The organism is Idiomarina sp. UBA3176 (assembly GCF_002364295.1).
Lineage (GTDB): Bacteria > Pseudomonadota > Gammaproteobacteria > Enterobacterales > Alteromonadaceae > Idiomarina > Idiomarina loihiensis.
Window position 1 is genome coordinate 51592 of sequence record NZ_DEXU01000019.1, and the last position, 23975, is coordinate 75566.

At 44.4% G+C, this 23975-nt stretch carries 24 protein-coding genes; 18 read left to right on the forward strand and 6 right to left on the reverse strand.

Features of this window, described 5'->3' with window-relative positions; all coding sequences use genetic code 11:
* Window position 1 precedes the first annotated feature (1 nt).
* From phrB to B2U97_RS07935, 11 genes are all read left to right on the forward strand, one after another.
* A complete protein-coding gene (gene phrB, locus B2U97_RS07885; protein WP_286823949.1) occupies window positions 2-1408 on the forward strand; it encodes a deoxyribodipyrimidine photo-lyase in 1407 nt (468 codons plus the stop codon).
* Window positions 1401-1835, forward strand: a complete 435-nt coding sequence (locus tag B2U97_RS07890) for a nuclear transport factor 2 family protein (RefSeq protein ID WP_011234633.1) — start codon at window positions 1401-1403, stop codon at window positions 1833-1835. Before phrB ends, B2U97_RS07890 begins: the two co-directional genes overlap by 8 nt.
* On the forward strand, window positions 1832-2563 hold the full coding sequence (locus B2U97_RS07895; protein ID WP_286823948.1) for an SDR family NAD(P)-dependent oxidoreductase: 732 nt from the start codon (window positions 1832-1834) through the stop codon (window positions 2561-2563). Before B2U97_RS07890 ends, B2U97_RS07895 begins: the two co-directional genes overlap by 4 nt.
* Complete coding sequence (locus B2U97_RS07900; RefSeq protein WP_286823947.1) at window positions 2560-3834, forward strand: NAD(P)/FAD-dependent oxidoreductase; 1275 nt, start codon at window positions 2560-2562, stop codon at window positions 3832-3834. Before B2U97_RS07895 ends, B2U97_RS07900 begins: the two co-directional genes overlap by 4 nt.
* On the forward strand, window positions 3831-4553 hold the full coding sequence (locus B2U97_RS07905) for a DUF1365 domain-containing protein (RefSeq protein WP_286823945.1): 723 nt from the start codon (window positions 3831-3833) through the stop codon (window positions 4551-4553). Before B2U97_RS07900 ends, B2U97_RS07905 begins: the two co-directional genes overlap by 4 nt.
* 21 nt (window positions 4554-4574) lie before the next feature.
* Window positions 4575-5813 carry an SAM-dependent methyltransferase gene (locus tag B2U97_RS07910; protein WP_286823944.1) on the forward strand — a complete coding sequence of 413 codons (1239 nt, stop codon included), beginning with the start codon at window positions 4575-4577 and terminating at the stop codon, window positions 5811-5813.
* Entirely contained in the window at window positions 5813-6007 is a 195-nt protein-coding gene (locus tag B2U97_RS07915; RefSeq protein WP_286824000.1) for a hypothetical protein, read from the forward strand. The genes B2U97_RS07910 and B2U97_RS07915 overlap by 1 nt, the downstream gene beginning before the upstream one ends.
* Window positions 5971-6213 (forward strand): DUF2878 family protein, encoded by a 243-nt coding sequence (locus B2U97_RS07920; protein WP_286823998.1) that lies wholly within the window; start codon window positions 5971-5973, stop codon window positions 6211-6213. The genes B2U97_RS07915 and B2U97_RS07920 overlap by 37 nt, the downstream gene beginning before the upstream one ends.
* A gap of 3 nt (window positions 6214-6216) precedes the next feature.
* The gene (locus B2U97_RS07925; protein WP_286830409.1) at window positions 6217-6723 is read left to right on the forward strand and encodes a chalcone isomerase family protein; all 507 of its coding nucleotides are present in this window, start codon (window positions 6217-6219) and stop codon (window positions 6721-6723) included.
* 2 nt (window positions 6724-6725) lie between these two features.
* Window positions 6726-7253 (forward strand): DUF3833 domain-containing protein, encoded by a 528-nt coding sequence (locus B2U97_RS07930; protein ID WP_286823941.1) that lies wholly within the window; start codon window positions 6726-6728, stop codon window positions 7251-7253.
* 83 nt (window positions 7254-7336) lie between these two features.
* A complete protein-coding gene (locus B2U97_RS07935) occupies window positions 7337-7594 on the forward strand; it encodes a DUF3912 family protein (RefSeq protein ID WP_011234625.1) in 258 nt (85 codons plus the stop codon).
* A gap of 47 nt (window positions 7595-7641) precedes the next feature.
* Here B2U97_RS07935 and B2U97_RS07940 read toward each other — a convergent pair whose 3' ends face one another.
* A complete protein-coding gene (locus B2U97_RS07940; protein WP_286823940.1) occupies window positions 7642-8061 on the reverse strand; it encodes a hypothetical protein in 420 nt (139 codons plus the stop codon).
* Between the two features lie 139 nt (window positions 8062-8200).
* Between B2U97_RS07940 and B2U97_RS07945 the strand changes: the two genes are divergently transcribed.
* Genes B2U97_RS07945 through B2U97_RS07955 form a run of 3 tightly spaced genes read left to right on the forward strand, consistent with a single transcriptional unit; the run spans window position 8201 to window position 10639 of the window.
* Window positions 8201-8962: a Nif3-like dinuclear metal center hexameric protein gene (locus B2U97_RS07945; RefSeq protein WP_286823939.1), complete on the forward strand. Its 762-nt coding sequence runs from the start codon at window positions 8201-8203 to the stop codon at window positions 8960-8962.
* Window positions 8963-8978: 16 nt separating this feature from the next.
* Entirely contained in the window at window positions 8979-9767 is a 789-nt protein-coding gene (locus B2U97_RS07950) for a methyltransferase domain-containing protein (RefSeq protein WP_286823938.1), read from the forward strand.
* A 2-nt stretch (window positions 9768-9769) separates the two neighbouring features.
* Window positions 9770-10639 (forward strand): NAD(P)-dependent oxidoreductase, encoded by an 870-nt coding sequence (locus tag B2U97_RS07955; RefSeq protein ID WP_286823937.1) that lies wholly within the window; start codon window positions 9770-9772, stop codon window positions 10637-10639.
* 155 nt (window positions 10640-10794) lie between these two features.
* Here B2U97_RS07955 and B2U97_RS07960 read toward each other — a convergent pair whose 3' ends face one another.
* The gene (locus B2U97_RS07960) at window positions 10795-12144 is read right to left on the reverse strand and encodes a DUF1329 domain-containing protein (protein WP_286823936.1); all 1350 of its coding nucleotides are present in this window, start codon (window positions 12142-12144) and stop codon (window positions 10795-10797) included.
* Between the two features lie 162 nt (window positions 12145-12306).
* On the opposite strand from B2U97_RS07960, the gene B2U97_RS07965 reads away from it, so the two are divergent.
* A complete protein-coding gene (locus B2U97_RS07965; protein ID WP_286823935.1) occupies window positions 12307-13479 on the forward strand; it encodes a WD40/YVTN/BNR-like repeat-containing protein in 1173 nt (390 codons plus the stop codon).
* Window positions 13480-15810, forward strand: a complete 2331-nt coding sequence (locus B2U97_RS07970; protein ID WP_286823934.1) for an efflux RND transporter permease subunit — start codon at window positions 13480-13482, stop codon at window positions 15808-15810.
* An 86-nt stretch (window positions 15811-15896) separates the two neighbouring features.
* Here the strand turns inward: B2U97_RS07970 and sbcB are convergent, their stop codons facing one another.
* Window positions 15897-17336, reverse strand: coding sequence for an exodeoxyribonuclease I (gene sbcB / locus B2U97_RS07975; RefSeq protein ID WP_286823933.1), 1440 nt, complete (start codon window positions 17334-17336; stop codon window positions 15897-15899).
* A 270-nt stretch (window positions 17337-17606) separates the two neighbouring features.
* On the opposite strand from sbcB, the gene B2U97_RS07980 reads away from it, so the two are divergent.
* The gene (locus tag B2U97_RS07980; protein ID WP_145914822.1) at window positions 17607-18773 is read left to right on the forward strand and encodes a hypothetical protein; all 1167 of its coding nucleotides are present in this window, start codon (window positions 17607-17609) and stop codon (window positions 18771-18773) included.
* A 385-nt stretch (window positions 18774-19158) separates the two neighbouring features.
* On the opposite strand, the gene B2U97_RS07985 is transcribed toward B2U97_RS07980, so the two are convergent.
* The 3 genes from B2U97_RS07985 to B2U97_RS07995 all read right to left on the reverse strand — a co-directional run bounded on the left by B2U97_RS07985 (window position 19159) and on the right by B2U97_RS07995 (window position 22802).
* Entirely contained in the window at window positions 19159-19341 is a 183-nt protein-coding gene (locus B2U97_RS07985; protein WP_034821028.1) for a hypothetical protein, read from the reverse strand.
* An 856-nt stretch (window positions 19342-20197) separates the two neighbouring features.
* Window positions 20198-21403, reverse strand: a complete 1206-nt coding sequence (locus B2U97_RS07990) for an IS256 family transposase (RefSeq protein ID WP_114981777.1) — start codon at window positions 21401-21403, stop codon at window positions 20198-20200.
* Between the two features lie 493 nt (window positions 21404-21896).
* Window positions 21897-22802 (reverse strand): hypothetical protein, encoded by a 906-nt coding sequence (locus tag B2U97_RS07995; protein ID WP_034821021.1) that lies wholly within the window; start codon window positions 22800-22802, stop codon window positions 21897-21899.
* Between the two features lie 214 nt (window positions 22803-23016).
* Here B2U97_RS07995 and B2U97_RS08000 point away from each other — a divergent pair, with 214 nt between their 5' ends.
* A complete protein-coding gene (locus B2U97_RS08000; protein WP_145914821.1) occupies window positions 23017-23796 on the forward strand; it encodes a hypothetical protein in 780 nt (259 codons plus the stop codon).
* The last annotated feature ends 179 nt before the right edge of the window (window positions 23797-23975 follow it).

Consider the following 23975-nt stretch of genomic DNA (forward strand, 5'->3'; position numbering starts at 1 on the left):
GATGCGAGAAGCAATTTGGTTTCGTAGTGATTTAAGAATATTAGATAACCCGGCCGTGTTTTCTGCATGCCAGGGCGATGAGCCACCGTTGGCGATATTTTTTGTTTGCCCTGAAACTTGGAAAAGCCATGACTGGGCACCGATAAAAGTAGATTTTGTTTGGCGAAACTTAGACTGTCTGCAGCAGGAACTAGCCGAAAAGGGTATTGAACTGCAAGTGCAAGTAGTATCCAAATTCAGTCAGGTTCCGGGAGCTTTACGAGCCTTCTGCCGGGAAAATAGAATTGGCCGGGTACATATTAATGCGGAATATGCGCTGGATGAAAAGCGTAGAGACGCAGCTACCAATGCGGTACTAAGCAATGATGATATCGAATTGGTTTCGCATCATGGCAACTTGTTGGTGGCGCCCGGAGAGGTTAGAACACAACAAGGTGACTACTACAAAAAGTTCACGCCTTTTAACCGGCGTTGGCGACAAGTATTAAGCGAAAAAGCCTACAGCGAACCGCTGCAAATTAAATCTTTTTCTCCGGTAGCCACAAAAGGGCTCCCTGAATGCCCGCTGGAGAGAAAAGACTCATCTGACTGGAATGTCGGCGAGCAACAAGTTCTGGGGAAATTAGGGCAATTCGTCGGCCACAGTGTTGATGATTATCAACAAGCCAGAGACTTGCCGGCTGAAAACGGAACCTCACAACTTTCCGCTTATTTGGCGCAGGGGGTTATCGGGCCGCAGACCGCTGCTCGGGCATTACACAAGTTTTCGCCGGAGTTTCCGTTTGGACTTGCTTCCGGTGCCGATACCTGGCTAACCGAGCTGGCCTGGAGAGAGTTCTATCAGCATCTAATGTACTTTGTGCCGCGTTTATCAAAAGGGGAAAGCTTTCAGATTGAAACTGACAGCATTCAGTGGTTAGAGGACGATGATGCTTTTCAACGTTGGTGTGATGGTCGTACCGGGTATCCAATAGTTGACGCCGGAATGCGTCAGTTGACATCAACCGGGTGGATGCACAACCGCTTAAGAATGATCACAGCCAATTTTCTGGTAAAAGATCTATTAGTGGATTGGCGAAAAGGTGAAGCCTTTTTCATGCAGCATTTAATTGACGGTAGCTTTCCGGCAAACAACGGTGGCTGGCAATGGAGTGCTTCGGTCGGAACTGACGCCGTTCCGTATTTTCGTGTTTTTAATCCGGTTAAGCAAAGTGAGAAATTTGATCCTGACGGGCAGTACATTCGTAAATGGGTAGACGAGCTTAAGGAAGTACCAACAAAGTATATTCACTGGCCTCATAGTTGGCTTCAGCAACAAAGCAGTAATAACTATTGCGAACCCATGGTCGAGCACAAATTTGCTCGTGAACGATTCTTAACAACGTTTAAGCAGGTGAAAAATGGATAACAGTGAATTAGTCGAAAAACTCAAAGAATTCTACGATGAGCTGAAAACCGAAAACCTTGATGACCTGGATGAGTTATACCATGACGAAATTTCGTTTACTGATCCAATACAACATGTTGTCGGGCTGGATGATTTTCGCAAGTATCTAAAACACACAATGGAAAACGTTGAGTATTGTCACTTTGCTTTTGACGATGAATGCGTCGGAGAAGAACAGGCGTTTCTAACTTGGCAGATGCGCTACGCACACCCCAAGCTCGCCAATGGCATGGAAATTATTTTGCCGGGAGTTTCATATTTAACCTTTGAAGACGGCAAAATCAGAGAACAAAGAGATTATTACGACCTTGGCGCAATGCTTTATGAACACGTACCGCTAGTCGGTTATGTCATTGATAAAATTAAAAATAGGCTAACAGACGAATGAAAGTCTTAATTACTGGAGCTTCATCAGGTATTGGGCGTCAGCTGGCTCTGGATTACGCAGCCGATGGCAATGACGTTGTTGTGTGTGGAAGGAATAACGACGCACTGTCAGAGGTACAAAAACAATACCCTAAAAAAATAACCTGCAGCGCCTTTGATATTACCGACAAAGAGTCGGCAAAAAATGCGTTAGCGCAAATTAACGATATTGATGTTGCCATACTGTGTGCGGGGGTGTGTGAATACCTCGACGTTAAAGCGTTCGATGCGGATATGTTCGAGCGGGTGTTTAAAGTGAATGTGTTCGGCACAATGAATTGCGTGGAAGCTTTACTTCCTCAGTTCAGTGACTCGGCGCGTCTGGTCATTGTTGACAGCCTGGCGAGACTTCTCCCGTTTACCCGGGCTCAGGTTTATGGTGGCTCAAAAGCAGCAATGCACTATATTGCCCGGGGTCTGGAAGTTGATTTGAAACCTCGGGGAATCAAAGTTCAAACCGTATCGCCTGGGTTTGTGAAAACACCAATGACTGATGCCAATGATTTTGAAATGCCAATGCGCGTTGACGTTGAATTTGCGTCTAAGGCAATAATAAAAGGTATTGATAAGAACAAAAGGGACATCGCATTTCCGTGGCTATTTAGTAGCCTTCTGAAGTTAATGTCTATTTTGCCGGAAGGCTTACAAGTGAAATTATCAGAACAAATGGCAAGGAAGCAGTCGTCATGAAGATAGCCGTTATTGGAAGTGGTATTGCGGGCCTTACCAGTGCTTATTATTTAAGTCGTGAACATCAAGTCAGTGTATTTGAAAAAAATGACTATATTGGCGGGCATACCTGTACCAGTGATGTGAAAATTAATGGCAGTATGTATGCTGTGGACACAGGCTTTATTGTTTTTAATGATAAAACGTACCCACGCTTTAAACGACTGCTAACAGAGCTGAAGGTGGCCTGGCGCGACACTGAAATGAGCTTTAGTGTACGTGATCCTAAGTCGGGACTGGAGTTTAACGGACATAACCTTAATACACTGTTTGCGCAGCGAAAAAACTTGTTTAGCTTGTCTTTTTACCGTTTGTTACAGGGTATTTTGAAGTTTAATGCTGCCGCGAAAAATGCGTTAGAAGAGGATGTCAGCGAAGCCGACAATATCACCTTGGCAGAATTTCTTACTCGGCACGATATTCCGGAATCGGTCTCGCACTACTACTTATTACCAATGGTTTCGGCTATATGGTCTGCGAGTCTGGCCGATGCGAAGGATTTTCCTCTGGGCTTTTTCTTACGTTTTTTTGATAACCATGGGTTATTGAATGTTAGCGACCGTCCTCAGTGGCATACTTTGGTTGGCGGCTCTCACGCGTACATTCCAATGCTAACAGAGCCGTTTAAAGAACGGCTTGAGCTAAACAGTGACATTGTTGCGGTTAAGCGCCAACAGGAACAGGTTGTTCTTGTTTTTAGTAATGGCGAGGAACGGTATTTTGATGAGGTGGTTTTCGCCTGTCACAGTGACCAGGCGCTTGCTTTACTTGACGATGCCAGCCCCGACGAAAAACGTATTCTTGGTGAGATAAAATATTGCCCGAATGAGGTTGTTCTGCATACAGACGAGAATTTGTTACCCAGAAACCGACGTGCCTGGGCAAGTTGGAACTACCTGTTAAGAGAAGATAATGCAGCAGAAGAACAACCCAGTTCAGTGACTTATAATATGAATATTCTGCAAGGGTTGCAGTGTGATAAAACCGTATGCGTTACATTGAACAATACAGCTGCCATTGATTCTGATGAGATTATTAAAACCTTTACCTATGAACACCCGCATTATTCCGTTCAGTCTTTAAAAGCCAGAGCAGAACGAAATGCAATTTGTGGCAAAAATAGTACTCATTTTGTTGGCGCTTATTGGTATAACGGTTTTCATGAAGACGGCGTAAGAAGTGCCATTGATGTTGTTAACCGTTTGAATACTGCTGCGATTGATAACTCATGAAGAGCGCCATTTATTGGGGCGATGTTTTTCATGTAAGACATCGACCCAAACATCACGCTTTTAATTACCGTTTTCAACAATGGTGTATCGATTTATCTGAACTCGACCAAGTCAACTCTATAAGTCGCTGGTTATCCTGTAACAATTTTGCTCCCCTTTGGTTTCGTCGAAAAGACTATCTGAAAGATGAAGAGGGCAGTTTACAGCAGGCGGCACTGAAGAAAATGTCCTCCCTTACCGGAAAAGATTTAGCCGGTCAGGTTTTGTTTGTCGGTAACTTACGCACCTTTGGAATTTTTTTTAGCCCCATTAATTTGTATTTTCTTCGGCAGGAGAACGACGAATATACGTACATGCTAGCTGAAGTCAGCAATACGCCCTGGCTGCAACGCCATTATTACTTGGTCGACTTGTCAGAAGAGTCTCCGGAAACTGTCAAACAATTCCACGTTTCTCCGTTTAACCCTATGGATATGACCTACCACTGGCAGATAGAGCCACCCACCGAGAGTTTAAAAATCACTCTAAGCGCCCACCAGCAAGAGAAAGATTTTGTTGCTGGCATGAAATTAAATAGACAACCGCTAAACCGTAGTGAAGTTTACCGCGTATTAAGAACAACACCTGTTATGGCTCTGAAAATTATTGGGGGCATTTATTGGCAGGCGTTAAAGCTTTTTATCAAGCGGGTTCCATTTTACGGAAACCCTGGTAACTAAAATAATTAGAAGGCAGTTTGTATGTCCAGTGGTGAAACAACTATGGTAGCGCCTATTCAGTATGGTGTGTTGGATAAGCTTTTCCGTACTATCGCTTTTAAGCTACTAGCTCATTTGCAGTATGGGCAGTTGACGATAAAAGAGAAAGGCACGTTCATTGAAACTTTCGGGCATCCCGATAAAGACCTGAACGCTGAAATTGACGTGAAGGATTCGTCTTTTTACCGTCGCCTGGTTACTGGTGGCAGTATTGGTGCAGCCGAGTTGTATATTGATAAGCATTGGGATACTCCCGATTTAACCTCGGTTATTCGTATTTTTGCCCGTAACTTACCGGCCTTAGATAAACTAGAAACGCGACTGGCCTGGTTAACTTTTCCCTTTAACAAATACCAGCACTGGAGTAATCGTAACCATAAAGGACAGGCAAAAAAGAATATATCAGCCCACTATGACCTGGGTAACGAGCTTTATACCCGTTTTCTTGATAGCGCAATGCAGTATTCCAGTGGCTTATTTAAAGAGTCCACAGATTCACTGGAGCAAGCTCAGTGCAATAAAATGCAGCGCTTATGCGATGCGCTTGATTTAAAAGCGCAAGACCACTTGCTGGAAATAGGCACAGGTTGGGGCGGTCTGGCCATTTATGCGGCAAAAAATTATGGTTGCCGGGTAACAACGACGACAATTTCAGATGAGCAATTTCAGTACGCTAAGCAGCAAGTTGAAGCGGCGGGCTTGTCCGACAGAATTGAACTGTTGAAGCGTGACTACCGTGACTTAGAAGGGCAGTACGACAAGTTGGTCTCGGTTGAAATGATAGAAGCGGTAGGAAAGGAGTACTTACCGACCTTCTTCAAAACCTGCAACAAACTGTTAAAAGAAGACGGAAGAATGTCGTTACAGGCTATCACCATTGCCGACCAACGAGCGAAATCCTATGCTCGCTCTGTAGATTTTATTCAAAAGCATATTTTTCCCGGTGGTTTCCTTCCGTCTTTAAGCCAGATGACGCAACTGTTTACACGCTACACCGACTTGGTTGTACGTGACGTGCACGACTTTGGTCTGAGTTACGCAAAAACCCTGAGACAGTGGGAAGAACGGTTTAACGCCCACGAAAGCGAGCTCGAAAAGCTTGGCTACGATGAACGCTTTTCCAGACTTTGGAATTACTATTTCAGCTATTGTGAAGGCGGCTTTCTGGAACAACGGGTATCGGTTGTTCAGGTTACCGCCAGCAAATCGCAGGCCTACTAATGACTTCTATTCAGCATAAAATTGTCAGTTTTGTTCTGTTCAATGCGCTTTGGTTAAGTGCTGTTTCCGGCCGCGAGAACTATATTGTGCTTAGCGGTGTTTTATTAGCCTGGGCGTTATCGATTTTGCCGGAGGATACTTTCCTTTGTGGCTGGTCATGCTGTGGCTGGGTTTTTCATCTATGGCGCCGGTAGCACTGGACTGGCTTGCACCTAAACCCATAGTTGCGATCCTGCTCGGTGCCGTTTCAGGCCCCTTAAGCTATGTTGCAGGAATAAAGCTTAATGCAGCAACCGTTGACTCAATGCCCATTGTTATTGCCTGTTATGCCGCCGTATGGGGACTAATGATGGCGTATTTTGTTTTTTCCATGTCACCTAAGAAAGAACAGGGAGTGTAGAGTATGAGATTCATTTTATGCGGAATTATTGCGCTTTTCAGCCTTAGTTCCTATGCCACTGAATGCACCGATTCCGTACCCGATGACTTTTCTAAAGTTGGGCAAACTCGGCTCAGTGTGTATTTCTGGGACGTTTATGACGCCACTTTATATAGCCCTTCAGGTAAGTATCAACAGGACGAACGACAAGCTCTGTTACTGGAGTACCTGCGTGATATTAAGGCGAAAGATCTTATAGAAACAACGGAAGAAGAATGGCAGAAGCTGGAGCTGAATAGCGATAAACATGAGCAATGGCTGGAAAAACTGGACTCCATCTGGCCTGACATTAAAGAGGGCGACTGCCTGCTCTTAGTTGAAAAGAAAGATGGAACAGCAGAATTTTACCAAGGCGATAAGTTGCTGGGTGAAATTGAAGATAAAGATTTTACCGAGCAGTTTTTAGCTATTTGGCTGTCGGAAAATAGCCGCTTTGAATCTGAGCGCAATGAACTCATTGGGGAGAAATAAAAATGAAGACTTTAAAAGTTTTGGGCTTCACCGTTTTACTCAGTTTACTTGCGGCGTGCTCAACCGGCATTGATGCCTATAAATCAGCAGAGCCGAAGTTAAAGCTTGAAGAGTTCTTTAACGGTGAACTGGTTGCTTACGGTATGGTTCAGGACTACAGCGGTGAAGTAATTCAGCGTTTCGAGGTAACCATGACAGGTACCTGGGAAGGTAACGAAGGCGTTCTTGATGAACATTTTACTTATGCCGATGGTCGTGAGCAGCAACGCGTCTGGCACATAACGAAAACTGGCCCGAATAGTTATGAAGGGCGTGCAGACGATGTTGAAGGTGTTGCTAAAGGTACAACAGCAGGCAATGTTCTTAACTGGGAGTATCAACTGGAAGTTGTGGTAGACGGCGAGCCACTGATATTGACGCTGGATGACTGGCTGTATCTTATTGATGAGAACAATATGATCAATCGTACCGACATGTCTAAATGGGGCTTCCCTGTTGGTGAGATAACGCTCTATATTGGTAAGAAATAAATATCAAGAATCTCTGTCGGTGACCGATAATAGGAGTATAATCCTGATATTGATATAGCCTTATAAGGTTTAGGGAAACGGCAGTGGCAATTAATTATCCGACATTTTCTTATAACAACCCCCGCATACAAGGGCAGACGATTTTTATTAAGCGTGGACCGCATCAGGGGAAGTTAGGAATTATAGCAAAAACACTGGATAACGACCGCTTCCTGGTGTCTCAGGCTGACTTTGGTTCTGAAAAAGTCATTTTCAAACGTAGCGACTTTTTAGTGCATCGTTATCGTAAAATTAGAGTTCCAATAGACCGCGTTGCCGGCAAAAATCCGGACGTCCTATAACGAAAAAAGCGACCATGAAGGTCGCTTTTTTTACTTCTAGCGGTGGCTTACGCACTGCCTCGGGGTAAACGACAATCACTGTCTTTAGCTTCTAACTTTTGCTTCCACAGTTCTTTTGCGGTTAAGCCGCCAGAGCTGGATTTTTTCGCTGGAGATTGCTTAGCTGAAGATTTCTTCGCAGCAGGCTTTTTAGCTGCTGGCTTGTTAGTCTCAGTTTTTTTAGCCGCAGGCTTTTTGGCTTCTGCTTTTTTAGGCTCCGTTTTCTTCGACTCCGACTTTTTAGGCGCAGCCTTTTTCTCTTTACCAAGCGCTTTTGCGTCGTCAGCTAATTGACTCAGGCGTACATTTTTGCCTCCATCAACGCTATACCAGCCGTTACTGCTTTCAATTTTAGGCTTTTTACCGTGAGCTTTTTGATAAGCTTCCGTATATTCAGCGATTACCTTATCTTTGTCCAGGTTGCTCATTCAAGTGTTCCTTTATTCAAGGTTTGGTTTAAAAGTATTGTATAAAAATGCTTCGCTATTCGTTTATACCGTTTTTTCGGATTATTGTCTAATTTCGGGTAAACTGAGGCCATTCAGCAAAGCAATTTGGTTTTTAGATATGCCGATAAATAGAAATGAATTACAGAATTATCTTAATGAGCTATTAAACAGTGAGCAGATTAAAGATTACTGTCCCAATGGACTGCAAGTAGAGGGTAAATCTGAGATCCGCAAAGTAGTCAGCGGGGTAACCGCTTGCCAGGCGTTGGTTGACAGAGCAGTCGACGAGAACGCCGATGCGATTTTGGTTCATCACGGCTATTTTTGGAAGGGCGAACCGGCGGAAGTTGTCGGAATGAAAAAGCGGCGCTTACAGCAGTTGTTGAAGCATGATATCAATTTATTTGCCTATCACTTACCACTCGATGTTCATCCTGAACTGGGAAACAATGCGCAGTTGGCCAAACTGATGAATTGGCAATTCGATGGGCCGGTGGATCCTTCTGATCCGGCATGCCCGCTGGTAACCGGTCAGTTAGCTAAAGCCGTTTCATGCGATGAATTTGCCAGTGAATTAGAGCAACGGTTAGAGCGGCCGCTGGTTTGTCGCGTGAATAGCTTAAACAAAATTAAGAAAGTTGCCTGGTGCACCGGTGGCGGGCAAGGTTTTATTGACCGGGCGGCCCTGCTTGGTGTCGACGCCTTTATTACCGGTGAAGTCTCAGAGCCGACTATTCACAGTGCCCGCGAGCAGGGTATCGCATTTTTTGCTGCCGGGCATCACGCCACCGAGCGTTACGGCGCAAAAGCGCTGGGCGAGCACTTAGCAAATCAGTTTGAACTGGATGTTAAGTTTATTGACATTGACAGTCCCGCCTGATGAAAAGAAGCCTTTAATGAATAAAAAGAAACAAGAACGTGGCGATTTTAGCGGCATTAGCCAAAAGTTCTCTAAATCCATTTATGACACCACTAAAGGGCAACTCAGGGTTGAGGTGCTCAAGCGCGATTTAGCGCCGCTGTTAGCGACTGAGCCATGTTTAGTGCTTGATGTAGGAGCCGGCCTTGGTCAGGTAAACCAGTGGTTTCAGGAAAAAGGCTTTGCGGTCGTGCATTTTGATCTTTCAACCGAAATGGTTGAAGAAGCTGAGCGCCATCACAAAGCGGCAGGCCTGGGGCATAAGTGCAAATATGTTTCAGCCAGCTTAACGGAGCTTGCTAATCAGCAGCCGCTAAGTCAATACGATATTATTCTCTGCCATGCCGTGCTGGAATGGCTGCCAGATACCGAGCTCGCCATTCATCAATTGGCTTCATTATTAAAGCCTGGCGGCAAGCTTTCGCTAATGTTCTATAACTACCATGCCAAGCTTTTTGCCAATGCCATTTACGGCAACTTTGATTATATTGAGCGCGGACTGAAGGTGAAGAAAACCGTACGCTTAAGCCCGCAAAACCCGGCGGTACCGGAACAGGTTGATGGTTGGCTAAAGGCCGAGGGCTTAAAGGTACAGCAAAAGACCGGTGTTCGTTGTTTTCATGACTACTTACGCGACCTAACTCATCAGCAACGGTTTGATGAGTTGCTGGCACTGGAGATGAAATATAATCAAATGTCCCCTTATCGTGAGCTGGGGCGTTATCAACACTGGCTTATAGAAAAACCGAATTGTCAGGAGGAATGACTATGTCAAAGCAATGTGCATTTATTGGATTAGGCGTTATGGGTTACCCAATGGCCGGTCACTTACAAAAAGCGGATCATAAGGTAACGGTTTATAACCGCACTCAGGCTAAAGCCGAAAAATGGGCAAAGGAATACTCCGGACGCTGCGAACCAACGCCGGCTGAAGCGGTTAAAGAAGCTGACTTTGTTATGGTTTGTGTTGGTAACGATGACGATGTACGCAGTGTATTTTATGGTGATGACGGCATCTTGGCGAATTTAAAACCCGGAGCTGTTGTTGTTGACCACACTACGGCCTCTGCTGAATTGGCACGAGAGCTGGAACAAGCCGTAAATGAAAAGCAGGGCAGTTTTTTAGATGCGCCGGTTTCAGGCGGCCAGGCCGGAGCAGAAAACGGTGTTCTAACGGCGATGGTGGGTGGTGAACAACACACTTTTGAAGCTGCGGACGAGCTTTTCCAATGCTATGCCAAAACTCGTCAGCTGATGGGGCCTGCCGGTAGTGGACAATTAGCAAAAATGGTCAATCAGATTTGTATTGCCGGCGTTTTGCAAGGCTTGTCTGAAGGGCTTCAACTGGCACGTAAAGTCGGCTTAGATCCTGATAAGCTTATTGCGGCTATTAGTCAGGGCGCTGCAGGCTCCTGGCAGATGGAAAATCGCTATAAAACCATGTGGGATAACCACTACGAGCATGGCTTTGCTGTAGACTGGATGCGTAAAGATCTAAAAATAGCCTTGGCTGAGGCCGACCGTCAGGGCTTGTCGCTGCCGGCGACTGCATTAGTTGACCAATTCTATGCTGACGTTCAGAAAATGGGTGGCAGTCGCTGGGATACATCGAGTCTTCTGGCTCGTCTGGAAAAGTAGCCTGATGCTATTGCATCAGGTGAGGTGATCCGTAACAACCGCGATGCTGCTGCCTTCTTACGTAATAACGTCAAGCTACATAGAACTCACCAGGCTACGGACATTAAAAAAGGAGACTCAAATGAGTCTCCTTTTTCCGTTTTAGCAGTATTGGCTTATCTGAAGCCTTTACGGCGTAATGCGTTAGTACTGAAGTCTTCACGGTTTGGAGAAATATCCCATTCCATGTAAGTACTCTCTTCATTACCCAGACCCAGAGAAATATAACGTCCAGAGTCTAAGTCATATAACGCTTCTGCAGCCATCCACGGAACGTCCTGGTTATAGAACTGAGTATTCAGAGCTTCACCAACACGCCATAGTTCACCGCGTCCGTCGTAGTGATCAACTAGTGACGCTGTCCAGGTATCTTCATCAAGGTACATTGTACGCTTAGAGTAGATATGGCGTTCACCGTCTTTAAGACTACCTTCAACCACCCAAACACGGTGTTTTTCATAACGGATCAAGTCCTGATTCATATGACCAGCTTTAATGATTTCGTCATAACTCAGTTCAGGATCCATGATCTTGAAGTTGTTGTAAGGAATATAAACTTCTTTCTTACCTTTTAATTCCCAGTTGTATTTATCTGGTGCACCGTTGTACATATCCAGGTTATCAGAAGTACGTAGGTCATCTGCTGCAGTGCCTGGTCCGTCATAAGCAACGTTAGGTGCACGACGAACGCGACGCTGACCGGCATTATAAATCCATGCGCGACGTCCTTCTTTTACCTGGTTAATGGTTTCATGAACCAGCAAAACCGTACCGGTTAAGCGAGAAGGAGCTTCAACTTCCTGCATAAAATAAAACAGAACGTTGTCGTCAGCTTCCTGGCGACCGGTTTCTAAGTACTCAGGGAATACCAGGGTTTCCTTAAGTTCTACTGTGGTGTAGTTACCATTAGACAGAACCGGGAACTGCGCTACGTTACGAGTAACTGCACCGCCACGGTAACGAGTAATATGGTTCCATACAGCCTCTAACCCATTTTCCGGGATAGGGAACGGAATGGTGGTATCAAAGTTTTCGACTCCGTTACCACCGGCAACCATTTCTGCATTTTCTGCGTTGGATTTAATTTTAGGCCAAAGTTCGTCCGGATAGGTTGCCGAACGACGGGTTGGATACACAATCATTTTATAGTCTGAGTACTTATCGAACATCGCGATTTGGCCTTCGCTCAGATGTTCTTTGTGCTCATCCAGGTTATCGTGAGTGATGGTAAACAAAGGTTTATCATCAGCATACGGGTCATTACCGCGAACAACTTCAACCGCGTGATCGGAGTAACCACCATCCCAGGCGGGGATAGAGCCGTCGGCATTTGCCGCTTTTTCAGCACCAATAGGGGTTAGGTCCTGACCAAGCCGTGCGGCTTCTTCTGGTGATACTTTAGCCGCAACGCTCGCGGAAATCACCGATATGGCAAAAACGCCAGCTTTTAGCATCAGTTTATTCATTATAATTTTCCTTGTTGTTCTACTTTCCAACATCACTTTGCCAGAGGACTGACCTCTCAAGCAATACTTTAACGAAAAAAAGCACGAATTTAACGAAAAAAGGTTTTCAAATTATCTTGAGCTTATACAATCCTATGACATTTTTAGTACCCGGGAGGTTCCATGCGCTTGTCTTTAACCCCATTAGGGGTGTTGTTGGGGGCTATTTTTAGCACCACAGTGCTCGCACAGGATAGCGACACAACAACAATTACTGATTACGACGTGATCAGTGCACCAGCATTGTCATCAGACAGAATTAAAAGCGAAGTACTTATTGAAGTGACGACTGTTGGAACGCGACTTATAGCCGTCGGTGCGCATGGAAATATTATCTGGAAAGAGAGTGATGACTGGCAACAGGCAGAAGTAGATACCAGCGTACTTTTAACCAGTATCGCTTTTGCTGACGAGCAAAATGGATGGGCGACCGGGCATCATGGTGTCATTATTAAATCAGAAGACGGCGGTAAAAACTGGAAACGTCAATTAGACGGCTTCGAACTGATGACATTAGAAGAAGGTTATTTTGAAAAGCGCATTGAGAAACTGAATGAACAACTCGAATCAACTGACGATGAAGACGTTATCGGTGAACTGGAGTGGCAGCTTGAAGAGGCTCAGTTTCAGATCAGTAATATAGAGGCAGCAAGAGAAGAAGGCCCCAGCAAGCCCTTTTTAGATCTTTACGTTAAAGACAGTCAGACTGTGCTGGCGATAGGCGCTTATGGTACCTTCCTTAAAACTGAAGATGGCGGCGAAAGCTGGCAGGTTATCTCGGGTCGTTTGGAAAACCCGGGTGGTTATCATTTGAATACCATTTTTGGTCAGGGTGACGACTTATATATTGTCGGGGAAGCCGGACTAGCTTTTGCGAGTTACGACGGTGGTGAGAGTTGGGAGACTCTTGATTCTCCTTATCGCGGTTCGCTGTTTGGCGGACACCTTGATGCCGAGGGCCGTGTTTGGGTTTATGGCTTACGCGGCAATGCTTTTGTCTCAGACGATAAAGGACAAAGCTTTACAACCGTTGATACAGGCACCAGAGTTAATTTGTCGGCAGGAACCAACACTAACAAGGGTACTCAGCTAATTGTTGGGCATTCCGGAACCATTCTTGAGATTGATGACCAGTTAGAAGTAAAGAACCGGACACATCCGAGCGGTTCGGTTATGACTGATATTATTGAAGTAGGCGACGGTGAGTGGATTATGACGGGCCGCAGTGGTTTGTTGCACTGGCCGGCCAAAATCACTGAAGAAGAAGCATTAGCAACGCAACAAGGAGCGCAGTAAATGGATAATCCGAGTGCGAATAAACCAGCAGGACTGCTGGAGAAGCTATTATTCACGGTACGGGCTCCCTGGCTAATTGTCTTTTTGTTACTAACCTTGTTCCTGGGTTATCACGCGTCACAGGTTCGTCCCGATGCCAGCCTGACCAAGATGATCCCGACCAACCATCCGTTTATTCAAAATTATTTTGATTATCAGGACGACTTAGCCAGTTTGGGGAACGTTGTCCGGGTGGCGGTTGAAAATAAAGACGGTGATATTTTTGAGGCCGATTTTCAACAAGAGCTGCAAAAAATAACCGACGAAATCTTTTTTATTCCGGGCGTCAACCGCTCCGGGCTTCGTAGTTTATGGACTCCCAATGTCCGCTGGATGGAAGTAACCGAAGAAGGTTTTGTTGGCGGCCCGGTTATTCCCGATGGTTATGACGGCAGCGAAGAGTCCTTAGATCAACTAAGAACTAACGTTCTGCGTTCAGGTGAAGTAGGGAACCTGGTTGCCAATAATTTTGAATCAACCATCGTCTATATTCCGCTGGATGAAGTTAATCCGGAAACCGGTGAAAAGCTCGATTATCAGGAGTTCTCTGAAAAGCTGGAAACGCTGGTTCGTGACAAATACCAAAGTGATGATATTGAAATTCACATCACTGGTTTTGCGAAACTGATAGGCGACCTTATTGAAGGTGCCGAGCAGGTTGGTTTGTTCTTCCTGTTGGCTATCGCTATTACGCTGGTCATGCTTTACCTCTATAGCCGCTGTTGGCGCAGTACCTTTATGGTGCTTAGTTGTTCAATTATCGCGGTAGTGTGGCAACTGGGTATTATTGAACTTATTGGCAGCGGTATTAACCCGTACTCAATGCTCGTACCATTCCTGGTGTTCGCCATAGGGGTATCACACGGCGTACAAATTATTAATGCCATTGGCTCTAACCGGGTTGCCGGGCTTGATAAAGTTGCTGCCGCTCGCACAGCGTTCCGCGGTCTGTATATTGCCGGGTTAACCGCTCTGGCCAGCGACGCCATTGGCTTTACGACCTTGATGGTTATTGATATTGAGGTAATCAAAGAACTGGCAATAGCCGCTAGTATTGGTGTTGCCGTGGTGGTACTGACCAACCTTGGTTTATTGCCTATTTTGATGTCTTACCTGGGAACGTCAGACAACGGTGTTGCTTACCAGAAGAAAATAAAGGACGAGCGTCATCCGCTGTTTGATTTCTTTGCTAAATTTACTCAGCCTAAATGGGCGTATTCAGCGCTAGTTATTGCTCTTGTTATGCTGGCCTGGGGCTTAGTCAATAGTCAGAATATGGCAATTGGTGACCTTGATAAAGGCGCGCCGGAATTGCGCCCTGACAGTCGCTACAATCAGGACAATGCCTTTATTGTAGAAAACTACAGCTCCAGTACCGATATCTTTGTGGTTATGGCAGCTTCTGCGCCTGAGCAATGTATTGCGTACGATAATCTCGAAATGATGGAACGTTTTAGCTGGCATATGGAAAACACCAGCGGTGTTCAGGACGTTAAATCTGTCGTCTACGTTTCTAAAATGGGCATGTTTGGTATTAACGAGGGTAACCTTAAGTGGTTTAGCTTAAACCGTAACAAATACGTTACTAACGCCTCGTTAAGCCGTATTCCGGATGGTTTGATCAATAACGATTGTTCAATGGCGCCGGTCATTATTTACCTGGACGACCATAAAGCTAAAACCTTAGAGAATGTCGTTGGCTCGGTTAATGAGTTTAACCAGAACTATCAGCAGGAAGGTTTAGAACTGTTGATGGCAGCGGGCAACTCGGGTATTGAAGCGGCAACTAACTCAGTTATAGAAGCAGCGCAGAATAAGATGCTGCTATGGGTTTATGGCGTTGTTATCGTGCTGTGCTTTATTACCTTCCGTAGCGTTCGTACCGTAGCCTGCATTGTACTACCGCTGGCCTTTACTACTGTTATGAGTCAGGGACTAATGGCGGTGTTAGGCATAGGCATTAAAGTGGCTACCTTGCCAGTTATTGCTTTAGGGGTTGGTATCGGTGTCGACTACGGCATTTATATCTACAGTAAAGTGAAAGAGGGCTTGCAACAGGGCATGTCGTTGCAGGAAACCTACAAGTACTCACTGGATAACACCGGCAAGGCCGTTGGCTTTACTGGCTTGACACTGGCCATAGGTGTCGCCACCTGGATATTCTCACCCATTAAATTCCAGGCCGATATGGGCATTTTGCTAACCTTTATGTTCCTGTGGAATATGCTGGGCGCACTTATCTTAATTCCGGCACTGGCAAGGTTGTTCAGAGTGGGGAATAAAAAAGCGTAACTTGCTTATTCAAAAGATAAATCAGTGATATTAGGCGTCGGCTTTTATTAAGTCGGCGCCTTTTCTTTTATTACAATACTGGGCTACTAAAGCGATGCGGCGTAGTCATACAGTGATTTTAGCAACCGCAGCTTATGCGCATCTTCCTGATGCTGATTTGCTAAATCCTCAAGCTTCAGTGCAAAGTCCTCTGCGGACAATAAGCCTTCTGGCGGCTCAATTAAGCGCTGTTGACAAAACAGACGCCACTTATTTAGCTCTTTGTCGCTAAGAGTCGACGGGTAGTTTCGTGCCCGGTAACGGAACAGCAGTGCAGGCATACGCTTGTCCTGAAAGTCCAGCTCCAGACCGGCCAGTTGGTGTGGCTCTGACGAACGGATAATCTCCATATGCTTTTTATCCTGAGGAGAGAAAAAGCCATCGTATATCTGTTGGTCAACGTCGGTTCTGGGCGCGAACTCTTTGGTTTGTTCAAACACCTGCATGAGCTTGTCACGGAAGTCGCTATTTTCCTGCAACCATTTTGCGTTTGTCTCCAGGGCGGCTGTATCTAATGCGGCACTATCAGCAGCTTCCGCAGAAATGGTTTTAATGGGCGCTAAGAAAGGACAGCGACCCAAGTGAATATTTTGTATGCCACTCTTCTGTAAGCCTTGCTCTTCCAGTTCTCTACGGCTGGTGTAGGTTAACTCCGTTAATTCTTCTACCGATTTATCGGCAAAATCCATGGGCGGAACGCGCAAGTCCCAGGCAATGACGTTGCTATTTTGTTTAGGATGAAAGCCCAGCGGCAATATAGCCGACAAATAGCGGTTAGCCGTACCGTAAAACCCACTGACATGGGCCAGCGGTTCCGGAGCCTGCCAGTTAAACAAGTTCAGTAGCTTTTGTTTACGGCGAATACTGTAAGCCCACTGCCACAGCTTAGGCTGTTTTTCGCTGATAAGTTTTGCCAGACCAATGGTCGCGTAAACGTCTGACATAGCATCGTGCGCCTGACCGTGCTCAATGCTATTCGCAACACTCAAGTGCTCCAGTTTTAGACTGGGTTGTCCGTCAGAATTCTCCGGCCAGTTAATACCGTCAGGGCGTAGAGCAAAACAGGCTCTCACCACATCAATTAAGTCCCAGCGTGAATTGCCGTTTTGCCAGCTGTATTCGTAAGGGTCATAAAAGTTGCGATAGAACAGCAAACGGGTGACTTCGTCATCAAAACGAATGTTGTTGTAGCCAATAATGGTGGTATTGGGCTTTTGAAACTCATTTGCTATGGCTTTGCTGAACTCGGCTTCACCGACACCTTGCTTCGCAGCAAGCTGCGGGGTTATACCGGTAATTAACGTGGCTTCCGGATTCGGCAGAAAGTCCGGTGTGGGCTGAGCGTAAAGTGTTAGCGGGCGGCCGATAACATTAAAATCAGTATCTGTGCGCAAGCCGGCAAACTGTGCAGGGCGATCCACTAAAGGGTTAGCGCCCCATGTCTCATAATCGTGCCAGTAAAAGGTTTCTTGTTCGTTTTGTGCCATAAGCCTAGCTGCTCAACGGAAAAGGAAAACTATAGCACGAGCCCGCAGATAAATTCAGCCACTCACTCTCTTTCAATCTCAATCTATTAACCAACGTAGTTCCTATGTGATAGCTCGGATTGCTGGCAGTAGAAAGTATCTGGTATTAGTTCTGAACTATGCAGCTATAAAAATATGAAGTTTGACTTATAGACTTATCGATGCTTGTATGTATCGAGATGTTGTTTTTTTGTTTTAATTCGTTTTTTAGATTATAAAAAAGGAAAAATTATGAAAATCTATTCATTAGTTAGCGGAGTAGCGATTGCCACTGTCCTTGGTTTTTCGCCTCTTGCTGAAGCAGCAGATCCTGACGTTATAGCATTTACCTGCGATGATTGTAGTTATACTGAGGCCAAAAATATCATCAGAGATCGGACTATTCCGAGTTTCCATTGCACGTCAGGTAATCCTGATGAAATCATAACTATTGGGAACCAGGTATGTCATAGCCAACCCGTGTTTAGTGCGGTATTGAATAAGTCTACAGGTACGCTTTGGGGGTTTCGCTCTAGCCACACTAATCAAGGGGGGACACCAATGACTATGCAACTGCAGGTTGAGCAGCATAATCATAATTCTACTATTAAGAATATGATTAGAGACGGCGTGCAGTACACTGAAGATTTATCAGGAGCACTTCAAAACGTTGCGAGTAAGGTTAGTGATTCATTTGCTACAGCAACTGCTTATGAGCAATGGGTTAATGGTCAAAGCCCATCTATGGTCAATGTGGCATCGACTACCAACTCATCTTCTGAATTTTCTTGTACGGAAAGTTCTGAATACCAAGCCGTGAAAGCAGCTACTTCCGGGGAATTTAAGAATAGGTTAAGAGCAGAAATAAATGAGGCTTATTTGGATGAAAACTTACAACGAACGGATGACTTTGATGATTTTCAATTCAATGGTTTCGGTTTAGGACTACAGAAGTCAGGATTCTCTGTCTCAATCAGCTGGGATAATGAATTGGTTGATAAAACAGCATTCTTCACTTTCTTAACTCCCGATCCGTTAGCGACGGAGGACAACCAAGAACCGTCAGTAGTTGCATTTAAGTTGTCGCCTATCAGTAATGGCATCTCAATTAGTTTAGATGCAACGAAAACCCATATCAGCGGAAATTATTGGTCAGTTATGACTGATAGCTCAGTTACATCGCTGGAAGTTTCACCTTGTGCCGCTGAGGCTCTTGAAGATGCATTTGGTACGCCGACGACATCCGGTCCAAGTGGCGGCGGCGGTGGTGGTAATTATATCCCTCCATCTAATGGTGGTGGCACCTCACTACCTGGAGTTGGTGGCGGTGGAGGTGATGGCTGGGACAGCCAAGTTTGCGATAAACACTACTATGACAGCGAAGGAAATAAAGTTATTACGATAAAGGTAATGTGTTAATCAGTTGCTTAGAACTTATTGGAAGGCGGCTAGTTTAGCCGCCTTTACATCGAGCTTCCCCCATTTGCTCTAGCCGATGTTGAACGATTATAGCAATTTATAGCCCTGCACAGGCGACGGTTACAATCTCTTCTGGTTTAGTGTCTAAAAACGTCACATAGACAGTTTTTTCTTTTCCAAAATCCTCAACTGACATTAGTTTTTCACCTGCGTACAGGGGATCCTATTACGTTTTTGTCAAAATTAGTGATGGTAATTTAACAAAAACTATTGATGTGAAGGAAGGTACGCCTATTTTTCATAACAGCGGCAACCTTTACCAGGAGGCGGACCTATAGAAATACACTGATAGATCTATAGTTCTTGATAAGTGCGCATAAAAAGCCTAGTGGGGCATCTCTACGTCTATAACTCTAGTTACATAAACATCGTAATAACGTTCATGTCGCCTTGTCAGCTCCGCTCTTTCAACCGCGGTCTCGTAATCAATGTAGTTCTTAGCGCCAATTAGGTCTGTTTCCTTGTCAGCAAAAACCACGTAGTAAATTTCTCTTTGAACATCTCTCATCGTTTCTTCCTGTATATTGGAAGAGCGTTTATCCGGATAAAATAACTAGGTGGCCATCCCCAGCTATGCTCGTGTTTTAATCAGTGCACGAACCAATCATTTCACAAAAATTGGTGCATTTTTCTTTGTCGCCTCAAAGACTTCAACTTTAATAACTTTTTCGCGTTAAAGGCTGAATTTAAGACGCATTTAATATATCCAGTCGCTCGTCAGCGACGGAATATGAAACGCACAAATGCGTGATCACGCTGCCGGTTGGTATTAAAACGCTTTACTAATTGAAGCGAGACTACATATTGTAAGAACGACAAATGCTAAAACCGCAGTCTTGATTTTACGCTTTTGTTTGCGTTCACGTTTTGATTCTCGTTTGCGCATAAATACCTCCTTTTTAGTTAGTGGAAGCACTATGATGACACCCAAAAAGTTGATGGAGCCGCGATTAGGTGGCTAATTTGGGGGGTAATCGCTGGCGCAACGGTTTTATGAGCCGACATAGTGTCTTCCAGTGGGTTAATTGAGTAACTATTGTTGCGCGGATTCGAGTGGTTTTTGTTCCGCAGAGAGAGGGAATTTCGTCGGTCTGCGAGTTTTTTTGAAAAACTTTAGTTAGCTGAGAAATAGTTACAGCAGCGGGGAAAGCTAATATACTTAGCTTTTATTCTGGTTTATTACATCACTAGCTTTCGATTCTGATGTAAGCACGCTGTCGATATTACCTTTTATTTGGAAAAGGCTATAGACAAGTAAAGCAACAGATAAAACAGCGAAATAAAGGGCTGCTCCAGCTGTCCATGGGGAGTTGATGAATCCCAGTGTGAACGAGAGTGTTCAATATTCTGTGTCAGCCAATTTTTCATAAATCTATGTGGCCATCCAGTCGACCTTCAAAGTGGATGGTTAGCTGAGACAGTGTCAGATTCCAGTTCTGCACCGGATGCGACCAGCGCTCAGTTGCTTTTAACATACCCGCGTACAGTAGCTTAAGCAAGCTACTCTCATTGCTAAAACCGCCTTTGGTTTTGGTCAGTTTTCGGAACTGGCGGTGTACCGCCTCAACGGCATTGGTTGTGTAGATAACGGTTCGAACATAATCCGGATACTTAAAATACGCTGAGAGTGTCGCCCACTTATTGCGCCAGGATTGAATAACGATGGGATATTTATCGCCCCATTTGGCTTCTAAATCATCCAACGCGCTCTCGGCAGCGGACAGTGTTGCGGCTTTATACACGCATTTTAAATCGGCCATGAAGGCTTTCTGGTTTTTGCTGGCCACGTACTTCATCGAGTTGCGAATTTGATGAATGATGCAGTGTTGCACCTCAGTTTTCGGGTAAATACTTTCTATGGCTTCTGGAAAGCCTTTTAAGCCGTCTACGCAGGCAATCAGAATATCCTGAACGCCTCGATTATGGAGATCGGTCAACACACTCAGCCAGTGATGGGCGCCTTCTGATTCGGATAAATAAAGCCCCAGGAGCTCCTTTTTGCCGTCAATATTGAGGCCGAGGATGGTGTAAACAGCTTTGCTGATAAAACGGCCATTCTCTTTGATTTTATAGTGAATGGCATCGAGCCAGACAATGGGGTAAACCGCTTCTAAAGGTCGTTCACGCCATGCCTGAAGCTCCGGAAGAAGCTTATCCGTCACGGTATTAATGGTGCCGTTTGAGACATGAATGCCGTACAGGTCTTCAATGTGCATGCGAATGTCTTGATAGCTGGTTCCAAGCGAAAACAATGCAATAATTTTACGCTCCAGCTCATCAGTTAAATGCGTCTGATGTTTTTTAACCAGCTGCGGCTCAAATGAGCCGGCTCTGTCACGGGGTGTATCTAGTTCAAAACTGCCGGCAGGACTCTTGACTGTTTTTGACGTCGAGCCGTTCTTGCGGTTAGATTGCTCTTTATCACTGAGGTGCTCTTCAAGCTCAGCCTGCATCGCTGCTTCGGTGAGTTGTTTGATAAGCGGTGTCAGAATGCCGTCTTTGCCCGTGAGGTCTTTGCCTTCACGCAACTGCTTTAAAGCGGCATCCATGTCGAAATTGGTTTTGGTCATATGTCATCTCTTTTTTGCTTAGTTTAACGAAATGACACAGAATTCTGAACACTACCGTGTGAACTGCGAGATACTTGCGAAAATCGCTAATATGATAGAAATAAACAAAGTATCGGACAAATTCTTGAGTGGGAAATATAAGTGACGACACTTGACATCCGTGTTTCTATCATCCTCCTCAATACCCTTAATGACCCAGACTCTATCCCGATATGCCTGATGGAGGCTGGGAAATCTATCAGTGTAGTTTTCAAGGTATTTTTTATCGTCAAACACTTCTTTCTTCATCGTTGTGACGATAAAGGTCTTTAGTGATAATAAAAATATAGATATCGTTAGGAAGGCGGTGAAAGAGCTTGCTCGTAAATTTTTTGAATAAAAATCAAATATCGAACCATCACATGCAAAAAACACCAAGGCCCCAAACGCCAACCAAAATATAAAGCTGACGATAACAATTATCCAACCTAGACTTTTAGTTATGTGGAGCATTTTAGTTCTTTATCTTTGCCGTGAATCGCTTTTGCTTATCATTGTTCGCAGCGTTTATTAACTCTGTGATAATAGGATTGCCCTGAAGGGCGGCTGCTTTTCTTTTATGGATTTTTGTCAAAAAACCGTCATACTCTTGCTCACCAAAGTTTATCATATTGTCAAAAATATCAACTGTCTTAAGTCTGTTTGAGGCGTTTAAAACTTTAATTTTACCGCCTCTTAGTGATCTGTTTTTGACAAAAGTGTCTATCGCGCGGCCGATATCTGCGACTGGCCCGTCACCGTATACTACACATTCTGTTTTTCTATAAGCAAAAGTGCTCGCTGGAACATTGGCGCGGACATCGTCTTCTAACTCTGCAAATGTGTATTGGAAGCTCTTAATCCTGTCAAATTCCTCGAGAACCTTTTTTAAGCCTCCTTTTTCATATATGGCTGAAAAGTTAACTTCCACCTTAAATTTTTTTCTTAATTTTTTTTCCTTGTCGTCGTTTAAATCTTTTGTTTTTTTAGCAAGAACAGCCATTTTCCGCTTAAAAACAAGACATTCGAGAATTTCATTGAACTGCCTAACGGATGTAGAGTTATGGTAATGCTGATATATCCCAAGCCCGTTAATTTTGCTTATGAGAAAGTAGTTAACTTCGGTTTCGTCATTATCAAGGCTTTCTCGAGTCAGAGTCATCGTTTTCTTATCCAAAGTTAAGGAAGATGACTTGTCTTTTTCTGTAACTATAACTCCAACAATGTAATTAGAACTACTTTTGCTATCAAGATAGACGTACCTTGGATACGACAGTCCATCGTATAAAACTGGGGAGCTAGCTTCGTGAAACATAATTGTATCAAGGATATTTAAATCACCACTAACTTCGAATTGAAAACCATAATAATTTACTTGCATACAGCCACCCTGACTTTTTTATTATTTTTATTGTTCAAACCTACCGTGTTCCGGAACCCGTGACAAGCACGCCGGGTCATGTAATTATCGGAAATCCACAAATCATTATGATGTTAGTTAGCAACCAACCAGTTGACAGTTTGATTGGGAAGGGGAAGTTATGGGCAAAGGGAAACGATTAAAGGTAAGGTGTCGCCGGTTAAAGCGCTGGGTTGTGGAAAATGATGCGAAAGTGGTTCTGTATTCGGCTGTAATTGTCATGGCCCTGACTATAATCGTTTACTCCGCAGTTTTCTGGGATTTTAATTGGGGTGGGCCGGAAGGCTGGGCCGACTTTGGAGGATACTTTTCGGGAATTGTTACTCCGATTGTAGCATTAGGTTCTGCGTTCTTGTTTTATCGTTCATTGAAAATACAACGAATTGAATTTAGGCGAGCAAGTAAGGCAATGAAAGATACCGTAAAGCTTCATCACGAAGCAGTGTTAGCGCAACAGCGAGCGAATGAATTACTTAATGCCTCTGAGGAACTAAAGCAAAAAGCTCATATTCAAGGACAGTTAGAAAAATCTATTGAGCGTTATGCACGTGAGAAAGGTGCATGGGATACCAGTTTTGCTGATTTTTTTCCAAAGACGCGTATTGAGCGACTGTCGTTATCTTCGAGCTTCAGAAAGTTTGGGGCGGAAAAGTTAAAAAAAGCTTTGCCTAATAGTGTTAGTGAGCAAGAGTTAGGACGTTATATATTCAATTACATAAAAGTTAGCATTGATCTTCTTCAAGTAATGTCAAAGTACCTAAGAAACGGTAGGGATGTTCATACTTACCGCCACTATGTAATGGGAATTATGATAGAAAAGGGAAGCGTTAATAGATTTTTAAAAGAACTTGGATTTGAAGGTGAAGCATACTTGAATAGTTACAATAAAGAGGTAGATGCTTTCGGCGAATTGGATAACCGACTGTATAGGAATTGGTTTGACTATTCTGAATGAGTTAGATTTAGTAGTTATCATGAAAGATAATTTTTATTAAATTATTTTTGGGTGAGCGCGCAATCTGCAATGATATTAGTTGGGAAGAAGTTAGTTTAGAAGGGGATGTTATGGGCAAAGGAAGGGAACTGGAAAATAAGAAAGTAAGGCATCCGGATGTAGTGGCAGACTAAACCCGA

Coding starts and splice junctions, on each gene's coding strand:
- B2U97_RS07925 (WP_286830409.1), top strand. CDS start 6,217: ATGAGATTCATTTTATGCGGAATTATTGCGCTTTTCAGCCTTAGTTCC.
- B2U97_RS07940 (WP_286823940.1), bottom strand. CDS start 8,061: ATGAGCAACCTGGACAAAGATAAGGTAATCGCTGAATATACGGAAGCT.
- B2U97_RS07900 (WP_286823947.1), top strand. CDS start 2,560: ATGAAGATAGCCGTTATTGGAAGTGGTATTGCGGGCCTTACCAGTGCT.
- B2U97_RS07915 (WP_286824000.1), top strand. CDS start 5,813: ATGACTTCTATTCAGCATAAAATTGTCAGTTTTGTTCTGTTCAATGCG.
- B2U97_RS07890 (WP_011234633.1), top strand. CDS start 1,401: ATGGATAACAGTGAATTAGTCGAAAAACTCAAAGAATTCTACGATGAG.
- B2U97_RS07955 (WP_286823937.1), top strand. CDS start 9,770: ATGTCAAAGCAATGTGCATTTATTGGATTAGGCGTTATGGGTTACCCA.
- B2U97_RS07985 (WP_034821028.1), bottom strand. CDS start 19,341: ATGAGAGATGTTCAAAGAGAAATTTACTACGTGGTTTTTGCTGACAAG.
- B2U97_RS07895 (WP_286823948.1), top strand. CDS start 1,832: ATGAAAGTCTTAATTACTGGAGCTTCATCAGGTATTGGGCGTCAGCTG.
- B2U97_RS07990 (WP_114981777.1), bottom strand. CDS start 21,403: ATGACCAAAACCAATTTCGACATGGATGCCGCTTTAAAGCAGTTGCGT.
- B2U97_RS07930 (WP_286823941.1), top strand. CDS start 6,726: ATGAAGACTTTAAAAGTTTTGGGCTTCACCGTTTTACTCAGTTTACTT.
- B2U97_RS07960 (WP_286823936.1), bottom strand. CDS start 12,144: ATGAATAAACTGATGCTAAAAGCTGGCGTTTTTGCCATATCGGTGATT.
- B2U97_RS07910 (WP_286823944.1), top strand. CDS start 4,575: ATGTCCAGTGGTGAAACAACTATGGTAGCGCCTATTCAGTATGGTGTG.
- B2U97_RS07965 (WP_286823935.1), top strand. CDS start 12,307: ATGCGCTTGTCTTTAACCCCATTAGGGGTGTTGTTGGGGGCTATTTTT.
- B2U97_RS07950 (WP_286823938.1), top strand. CDS start 8,979: ATGAATAAAAAGAAACAAGAACGTGGCGATTTTAGCGGCATTAGCCAA.
- B2U97_RS07995 (WP_034821021.1), bottom strand. CDS start 22,802: ATGCAAGTAAATTATTATGGTTTTCAATTCGAAGTTAGTGGTGATTTA.
- B2U97_RS07945 (WP_286823939.1), top strand. CDS start 8,201: ATGCCGATAAATAGAAATGAATTACAGAATTATCTTAATGAGCTATTA.
- B2U97_RS07920 (WP_286823998.1), top strand. CDS start 5,971: ATGCTGTGGCTGGGTTTTTCATCTATGGCGCCGGTAGCACTGGACTGG.
- sbcB (WP_286823933.1), bottom strand. CDS start 17,336: ATGGCACAAAACGAACAAGAAACCTTTTACTGGCACGATTATGAGACA.
- B2U97_RS07905 (WP_286823945.1), top strand. CDS start 3,831: ATGAAGAGCGCCATTTATTGGGGCGATGTTTTTCATGTAAGACATCGA.
- B2U97_RS07980 (WP_145914822.1), top strand. CDS start 17,607: ATGAAAATCTATTCATTAGTTAGCGGAGTAGCGATTGCCACTGTCCTT.
- B2U97_RS07970 (WP_286823934.1), top strand. CDS start 13,480: ATGGATAATCCGAGTGCGAATAAACCAGCAGGACTGCTGGAGAAGCTA.
- phrB (WP_286823949.1), top strand. CDS start 2: ATGCGAGAAGCAATTTGGTTTCGTAGTGATTTAAGAATATTAGATAAC.